The 6,929-nt window shown below is 71.1% G+C and carries 10 protein-coding genes; 3 read left to right on the top strand and 7 right to left on the bottom strand.

Features of this window, described 5'->3' with window-relative positions; translation table 11 throughout:
• Window positions 1-132 precede the first annotated feature (132 nt).
• Entirely contained in the window at window positions 133-417 is a 285-nt protein-coding gene (locus ACEXOR_RS17220) for a hypothetical protein (RefSeq protein ID WP_374850970.1), read from the top strand.
• Here ACEXOR_RS17220 and ACEXOR_RS17225 read toward each other — a convergent pair.
• The 4 genes from ACEXOR_RS17225 to ACEXOR_RS17240 all read right to left on the bottom strand — a co-directional run bounded on the left by ACEXOR_RS17225 (window position 414) and on the right by ACEXOR_RS17240 (window position 3,353).
• Window positions 414-1,676, bottom strand: coding sequence for an RNA polymerase sigma factor (locus ACEXOR_RS17225; protein ID WP_374850971.1), 1,263 nt, complete (start codon window positions 1,674-1,676; stop codon window positions 414-416). The two genes, ACEXOR_RS17220 and ACEXOR_RS17225, sit on opposite strands and share 4 nt — an antisense overlap.
• On the bottom strand, window positions 1,673-2,104 hold the full coding sequence (locus tag ACEXOR_RS17230) for a YciI family protein (RefSeq protein ID WP_374850972.1): 432 nt from the start codon (window positions 2,102-2,104) through the stop codon (window positions 1,673-1,675). Before ACEXOR_RS17230 ends, ACEXOR_RS17225 begins: the two co-directional genes overlap by 4 nt.
• A gap of 116 nt (window positions 2,105-2,220) precedes the next feature.
• Window positions 2,221-2,937, bottom strand: a complete 717-nt coding sequence (locus ACEXOR_RS17235; protein WP_374850973.1) for a DNA adenine methylase — start codon at window positions 2,935-2,937, stop codon at window positions 2,221-2,223.
• Window positions 2,938-3,026: 89 nt separating this feature from the next.
• The gene (locus ACEXOR_RS17240; RefSeq protein ID WP_374850974.1) at window positions 3,027-3,353 is read right to left on the bottom strand and encodes a hypothetical protein; all 327 of its coding nucleotides are present in this window, start codon (window positions 3,351-3,353) and stop codon (window positions 3,027-3,029) included.
• Window positions 3,354-3,529: 176 nt separating this feature from the next.
• Between ACEXOR_RS17240 and ACEXOR_RS17245 the strand changes: the two genes are divergently transcribed.
• Entirely contained in the window at window positions 3,530-3,973 is a 444-nt protein-coding gene (locus tag ACEXOR_RS17245) for a nitroreductase family deazaflavin-dependent oxidoreductase (RefSeq protein ID WP_374850975.1), read from the top strand.
• 9 nt (window positions 3,974-3,982) lie between these two features.
• Here ACEXOR_RS17245 and dhaM read toward each other — a convergent pair whose 3' ends face one another.
• The 3 genes from dhaM to dhaK are packed head-to-tail and all read right to left on the bottom strand — an operon-like array spanning window position 3,983 to window position 6,385.
• A complete protein-coding gene (gene dhaM, locus ACEXOR_RS17250; protein WP_374850976.1) occupies window positions 3,983-4,714 on the bottom strand; it encodes a dihydroxyacetone kinase phosphoryl donor subunit DhaM in 732 nt (243 codons plus the stop codon).
• Complete coding sequence (gene dhaL / locus ACEXOR_RS17255) at window positions 4,711-5,379, bottom strand: dihydroxyacetone kinase subunit DhaL (protein ID WP_374850977.1); 669 nt, start codon at window positions 5,377-5,379, stop codon at window positions 4,711-4,713. The genes dhaM and dhaL overlap by 4 nt, the downstream gene beginning before the upstream one ends.
• A gap of 4 nt (window positions 5,380-5,383) precedes the next feature.
• Window positions 5,384-6,385 carry a dihydroxyacetone kinase subunit DhaK gene (gene dhaK / locus ACEXOR_RS17260; protein WP_374850978.1) on the bottom strand — a complete coding sequence of 334 codons (1,002 nt, stop codon included), beginning with the start codon at window positions 6,383-6,385 and terminating at the stop codon, window positions 5,384-5,386.
• Window positions 6,386-6,672: 287 nt separating this feature from the next.
• Between dhaK and ACEXOR_RS17265 the strand changes: the two genes are divergently transcribed.
• Window positions 6,673-6,929 (top strand): aquaporin (locus ACEXOR_RS17265; RefSeq protein WP_374850980.1); only part of this gene is annotated, 257 nt, incomplete at its 3' end.

Genomic DNA, 6,929 nt, shown 5'->3' on the forward strand with positions numbered 1-6,929 from the left:
ATCGCCAGCCGATCGGCTGGGCCCTCCTGTGCCTACGCGCCGAGAATCGGGCCCGCAGCCGCCTAGCCAAACGCGGCGGATCGTGCGAGGTCCGCACGGCGCGGGGCGCGTGCGAACCCGTATCATCGAGGCGTGTCCACCCGCCCGTCAGCCCTCCTCGTCTGGCTCCGCCTCGCCTACCTGGCCGCGGCGGTACTGTTCGTGGCCGCGGTGGTGGTGGCCTCCGTGGCCGCGGTCACCACCATGACCGGGGCCGACGGCCGGTTCTCCATCACGGCCGAGGTGCCAGACGGCTCCCCGCTGGACGACGTGATCAACTGGCTGGCGCTCAGTACCTTCATCGCCGCAGCCGTGGGTGCGCTGCTAACCGTGGTGGTTCGGGTGCGCGCCGCCGCGAGCATCCCTTCGGACGGTTAACCCTCCCGGAGGGCCGCCGCCTTCGCGCGCAGAACCTGCTCCTCGCGCAGGTTCCCGGTGAGCCCCGCCGCCGCGAGCAGCTCCGACCGGGCTTCGTCGACGCGACCGAGTCGGGCGAGCAGTTCGCCGCGCACGCTGGGCAGCAGATACGAGCCACGGAGCGCTCCGGCTTCGACGAGCCCGTCCACGATCCGCAACGCCGAGGCGGGCCCGACCGCCATCGACACCGCCACGGCCCGGTTCAGCTCCACCACCGGGTTCGGGGCCAGCCGCCCGAGCGCCTCGTACAGCACCACGATGCGCTCCCAGTCGGTCTGCTCCACGCTCGGAGCCACGGCATGGCACTCGGCGATGGCCGCCTGCAGCGCAGAGGGCCCGCGCCCACGGCCACGACGGCGCGCGACGTCGTCCGCCCGCTCGAGCGCCGCCCTCCCGCGCGCGATCTGTCCGCGGTCCCACCTCCGCCGATCCTGATCGGCCAGCAGAACGGCACTCCCGTCGGCCGCCGTCCGCGCGGCGAATCGCGACGCCTGAAGCTCCATCAACGCCACCAGAGCGTGCACCTCCGGCTCCCGCGGGGCCAGGGCCGACAGCACCCGCCCGAGCCGCAGGCCCTCGTTCGCGAGTTCGGGGCGCATCCACCGGTCTCCGGATGTGGCCGAGTACCCCTCGGTGAAGATGAGATAGACCACCGCCAGTACCCCGCTGAGCCGCTCGCCCCACTCCTCAGGACCCGGGGTCTCGAACGGCACCGCGGCAGCCGAGAGGGTCTTCTTCGCCCGCACGATGCGCTGCTGCACCGTCGCGACGGGCAGCACGAACAACCGTGCGATCTCCTCCGTCGACAGCCCGCCGACCACCCGCAGGGTGAGCGCCACCTGCGCCTCACGACCGAGCACCGGATGACAGGCGATGAACACCAGGCGCAGCACCCCGTCGCCGATCAGCTGATCTTCCTGGGGAGCAGGCGCCTGCTCCTCGAGACCGTGCGCGAGCGCCCGGTACCGGTCGTCCAGACGCCCTCGCCGCCGCCACGCATCGATCGTCTTCCGGGAGGCCACGGCGGTCAGCCACGCCCCCGGATTGCGGGGAACGCCGTCCACGGGCCACTGCACGAGCGCATCGGCCACCGCCTCCTGCGCGACATCCTCCGCCGTTCCGAGGTCGCCGACCGACGCCACCAGGCCGGCGAGGATGCGGGCCCCCTCGATGCGCCACACCGCGTCGACGGCCTGGCGAGCGGAGTCCGCGGAGGTCACTCCCCCGCGCGCGAGGCACCCTCGCCGCGCCAGTCCTTCTCCTTCTGGATGTACTCGTTGTCGGAGAACTGCTCGAAGTCACTCTCGTCGGTGATGCGGCGCACCTCGAGCTTCACCCCGGGCCCGAGCGGCGCGCGCTTCGCCCACTCCAGAGCCTCCTGCTTCGACGAGACCTGCACGATCCAGAAGCCGTTGAACAGCTCGTGCACCTCCCCGTAAGGCCCGTCGGTCACGACCGGGGTCTCGCCCGAGAAGTCGACCACGAATCCCTCGGCGGCATCCGACAGCCCGTCGCCGCCGATCAGCACGCCGGCCTCGATCATCGATTCGTTGAACGCGCCCATCGCGTTGATGATCTCCTCGAAGTCGAGGCTCTTCGACGCCTCGAGGGCCTCGGCAGTGGTTCGCATGATCAGCATGTCCTTCATGGTCCGGCTCCTTCGTCGTGAGACGCCTGATGGCACCTCCTACTATTGCGTCGAACGGCGCCGGGCGAAATCGACAACCGCGGCGAATTTCTTTCCGACCGGTCGCGCCCTCGGGTTCAGCGACGGTGCGAGCGGCGGAGTCCCGCGCTGGCCAGCAGGGTCACACCGTCGGTTTCGAGAACCGGTCCCAACTCCCGAACGCCCTCCAGCAGCGGATGCGCGGGAGCCAGCACCCCGGCACCGCGCGCGACGATCGAACCCACGAGGCTCCTCAGCTCCCGCTGCACCCGCTGATCGGCGTCGGTGTCGGCATCGCGCTGCGCGTCGGCCGCACTCAGCCACACCACGTCGTCCTCCCGCAGCGCCGGGAGCAGCTCGAAGGGCGCCGTCACCTGGAACCGTACGTCGCGTTCCGAGAGCAGTCGGGCGGCCGCGCGCAGGCCCGCCTCGTCGATGGCCAGCGCCTCGCGTCCGAACACCGCGTCGGCACTCCGACGCGGCGAGGCGCCGGCGGCGTCGGGCCGAGCAGTGTTGCGCAGGTACACGTGACGGGCAGCACGCTCGACCGGTGCGAGCGAGCCGGCCGCATCCGGGGCCAGGTCTCGATCACGCACCCCGGCGAAGAACGCCGGCGAATGGCGTTCGCGAAGCATCCTGAGCTGTTCGATCAGTCCCTCGGCATCGCCCCGGAGCGCCTCCCACACCTCCACCACGGCGGCGTCACCGCTCGCCAGAGTGGCGTACACCGACGGCTGCGCGTGCAGCACCGCGAGAGCGGTCGCGCCCCCGTCGAGATGGGGTTCTGCGTACCCGTGCACCTCGTCGGGCAGCACGTCCAGCGCGAATCCGGCCAGCCGCCGCGTGCCGGCGCCCTCCAGGAAGGGACCGGAGGGTGTGGCCCGCCCGGCAGGTGGCCGAACGATCAGCGGTTGGGCTCGTCGAAGTACGACAGACCGATGGAGTTTCGCTCGCGGGCCGCCCGGGCCCGCTCCTCGCGCCGTCGCTCGGCGCTCTCCTGGCGGGCTTTGAGCTCCTCGGGGTCGACCTCGAGCTTACGCACCGTCACCCCGCCCTTCGTGGCCGGGCTCGTCTTCGGCGGCTTCGCGGAGCCGGTGCGGGAAGCCGAGCCGCCGGTGGCCGATCCCCCCGTGCGCGCCCCGCCCCGCGGAGTCGCGGCAGCGGGCATGGTGCCCGAACCGGAGCAGCGGAAGCCGTGCTTGTCCTCGTGCTGGATCGTGGTCTGAGACACGAACCCGATGGCGACCGACTTCCCGCAGACCGGGCATTTCGTCGTAGTTCCGCTTGCCATCGTGTTCCTCAGATCCTCTCGGTCGTGCACATCGACCCCCGTTTTCCCCGACTCGATCTTCGCACGGATCCCGGCCGACCTCACCACCTCTCGTCTGCGCATCGTACGATCGACCCATGCCTTTGACCGGAGAGTACGAACCTGGCACCAGCGATTGGGCCCGAAAGCAGCTCGACGTCTACGAGGGGTCGGGCGGCACCGAGGGCACCACGCTCCGCGGCATGCCCGTCGTCATCCTCACCACCGTCGGCGCCCGATCGGGCAAGCTCCGCAAGACGCCGCTGATGCGCGTCGAGCACGACGGAGAGTACGCCGTGGTGGCCTCACTCGGAGGCGCGCCCAAGCATCCGGTCTGGTACTACAACATCGTGGCCGAACCGCACGTCGAGCTGCAGGATCGCACCGAGAAGCACGACTACACGGCCCGTGAGGTCGTGGGCGACGAGAAGGCCCTCTGGTGGCAGCGCGCCGTCGAGGCCTACCCCGACTACGCCGACTACCAGTCCAAGACCGACCGGGAGATCCCGCTCTTCGTGCTCACTCGCCGCGACGAGGGCTGAGCCGCCCCCTCACTCCTCGCCGAAGCCCGACTCCACCAGGTCGGCCAGCGCGTCCACCGCCGCGGCGCCCGCCGGGTCGGTGCTCGTGATCTCGACGGTGGACCCCTTCGTGAGCCCCATCGACATGATGCCGAGCAGACTCTTCGCGTCTTTTCCGTTCACCGTCACCTTCACGTCGAACGTGCTGGCCAGCTTCACGAATTCGGCCGCCGGGCGGGCGTGCAGTCCGTCACGGTTCACGATCGTGACCGTGCGCGACGGGGCTCCGGATGCCGCGGCCGGCGTCTCGAACACGGGCACGGCCGCATCCCGACCGCCTCCCGCCTCCGGCGACGGCACCTGCAGGGCAGACGACGCCGACTCGGCCGCCGCCACGACCTCCGCGAGCGACCCACCGGACTCGGCGGCCACCGCCGCAGCCACTCCGCCCTCCACGAGGGGCGCGTCGACGATGCGCACCCGCGCCTGCACCTCCTCGTCGAGGAAGTCGAGGGCCGTCTCCGCCGTGAGGATGGCGGAGCCGAGGTCGCAGAGCACGGCCACCCCCTCCCCCGAGTCCGCGGCCAGCACGGCGGCGCTCACCCGGTCGAAGCTCGTGCCGATTCCGCCGTCGTCGGTGCCGCCCGCCGCCACCAGCGTGGCCGTGCCGGCCATCTGCCGCGCCAGGTCGACGAGGCCTTCCGCGATCTTGCCGCTGTGCGAGACGAAGACGACGCCGACCTTTCCGAGGGTGCCGGTCATCGAGCCGCTCCGCCCGCTGCCGCCGCCGCATCCGCCGCCGCCCGCAGGATGAGCGACGACGACTGCGCGCCCGGGTCGCGGTGCCCGATGGCCCGTTCGCCGAGGTAGCTCGCCCGGCCCTTGCGGGCCACGAGCGGCTCGGTGGCCACGGCGCCGGCCTCGGCCGCCGCGGCGGCGGCCTCGAGGATCTCGGCGGGCCCTGCCCCCTCCGCCTGGGCGGCCGCAGCGGCCTCCACCGCCGGGGTCCAGGCGTCGATCATGGTCTTGTCACCGCTCTCGGCCTTGCCGCGCAGCACGATGCCATCGCGGGCCGCCGTCAGGAACGACACGATGGCCGCCCCGTCGAGCTCGGACTCTTTGCCCACGGCTGCGGCGCCCTTGAGGTACGCCGTGCCGAGCAGGGGCCCTGAGGCTCCGCCCACGGTGGAGATGAGGGTGGTGGCGACCAGCTTGAGCGCGTCGCCCGGCGTCGCGTCGGCGGGCAGATCGTCGAGCTTCGCCCGAACCGCGATGAACCCGCGGTCGAGGTTCTCGCCGTGATCACCGTCGCCGATCGCGCGATCGAGCGTCACCAGTTCCACCCGGTGCTCGTCGATCACGTCCGCCGTGCGCCTGATCCAGTCGGTCGTCCAGTCGATGCCCAGTGCCGTCGTGCTCGAAGCCATTCCTCTACCTTCCCCAGCGCAGAGCAGCCGTCTGCACCGGTGCGTCCCACAGTTCGGTCAACTCCTCGTCGAGCTTCAGCACGCTGATCGAGGCACCCTGCATCTCGAGCGACGTGACGAAGTTGCCCACGAGCGAGCGGGTCACCATGATCCCCCGCTCGGCCAGCACCTCGGCCGCACGCCGGAAGACGATGTACAGCTCCACCTGGGGCGTACCACCCATTCCGTTGACGAGCAGCAGCACCTCGTCGCCCGACTCGAAGGGCAGGTCTTCCAGGATCGGGCCGAGCAGGCGGTCGACGATCGCGTCGGCCGGCTCGAGCGTGATGCGCTCGCGACCCGGCTCGCCGTGGATGCCGATGCCGATCTCGATCTCGTCGTCGGCGAGCTCGAAGCTCGGCTCCCCGGCGTGCGGCACGACGCACGGCGTGAGGGCCACTCCCATGGTTCGCACCCGCGAGTTCACCTTGGTGGCCACGTCGGCGACGGCGTCGAGGTCGTCCCCGCGCTCGGCGGCGGCCCCGGCGATCTTCTCCACCAGCACCGTGCCCGCCACCCCTCGGCGGCCGGCCGTGTAGAGCGAGTCCTTCACGGCCACGTCGTCGTCGACGATCACCGTGCGCACCTCGATGTCCTCGGCAGACGCCAGGTCGGCGGCCGTCTCGAAGTTGAGCACGTCGCCGGTGTAGTTCTTCACGATGTGCAGCACGCCCTTGCCGGCGTCGACGGCCTTCGTCGCCGCGAGGATCGGGTCGGGGGTGGGAGAGGTGAACACCGGCCCGGGAACGGCGGCGTCCAGCATCCCGAACCCGACGAAACCGCCGTGCAGGGGTTCGTGCCCGCTGCCGCCGCCGGAGACGATTCCGACCTTGCCGGCGACCGGCGCGTCGAGGCGGGCGATGTACACGGGGTCGAGCGACACGGTGACGATGTCGCCGTGCGCGGCCCCGAACCCGGCCACCGCCTCGTCGACGACGTTCTTCGGATCGTTGATGAGCTTCTTCATTGAAATACCCTCCGGTTGCCGCGCGTCTGTCAGCGGGGGCACGCCCCGGCCGTCCAGGGCAAATCTACGCCGTCGGTCGCGCGAACCGATAGACCTCCGGATGGGCGGCGGTCGGGCGTGCGCCGGGCGACACGGGCCGGCCGGGCATGTACCTGGCAAGTGCCTGGGGATACTGTTGGCACGTACCGCTCACCCCGGGGGCCGCAGCGGGCGGCCGAACAGTGCGAAGGAAGGTCATCGTGGACAATCTCGGTATCGATTTCTTATCGGAGCTCGTGGGCACCGCCATGCTCGTGCTCCTGGGCTGCGGCGTGGTGGCCAACGTGGCGCTCGTGCGGAGCAAGGGTTTCAACGGCGGCACTCTGATGGTGAACATCGGTTGGGGCCTTGCGGTCTTCGCCGGTGTGATCGTGTCGTACGCCTCCGGCGCCCACCTCAACCCCGCGGTCACCCTGGGTCTTCTCGCCAACGGTGCGACGTCCTTCGGGTCGGCGGCCACGCCGGTCGATGTGAACGCGGTCACGGTGATCGCGTACATCGGTGC

Source organism: Herbiconiux liangxiaofengii, assembly GCF_041927335.1.
In the GTDB taxonomy this organism is placed as follows: domain Bacteria; phylum Actinomycetota; class Actinomycetes; order Actinomycetales; family Microbacteriaceae; genus Herbiconiux; species Herbiconiux liangxiaofengii.

What these genes read in the sequence shown, in the direction of transcription:
- ACEXOR_RS17230 (WP_374850972.1), bottom strand. Translation starts at nt 2,104, where the DNA reads ATGAAGGACATGCTGATCATGCGAACCACTGCCGAGGCCCTCGAGGCG.
- ACEXOR_RS17245 (WP_374850975.1), top strand. Translation starts at nt 3,530, where the DNA reads ATGCCTTTGACCGGAGAGTACGAACCTGGCACCAGCGATTGGGCCCGA.
- dhaM (WP_374850976.1), bottom strand. Translation starts at nt 4,714, where the DNA reads ATGACCGGCACCCTCGGAAAGGTCGGCGTCGTCTTCGTCTCGCACAGC.
- dhaL (WP_374850977.1), bottom strand. Translation starts at nt 5,379, where the DNA reads ATGGCTTCGAGCACGACGGCACTGGGCATCGACTGGACGACCGACTGG.
- dhaK (WP_374850978.1), bottom strand. Translation starts at nt 6,385, where the DNA reads ATGAAGAAGCTCATCAACGATCCGAAGAACGTCGTCGACGAGGCGGTG.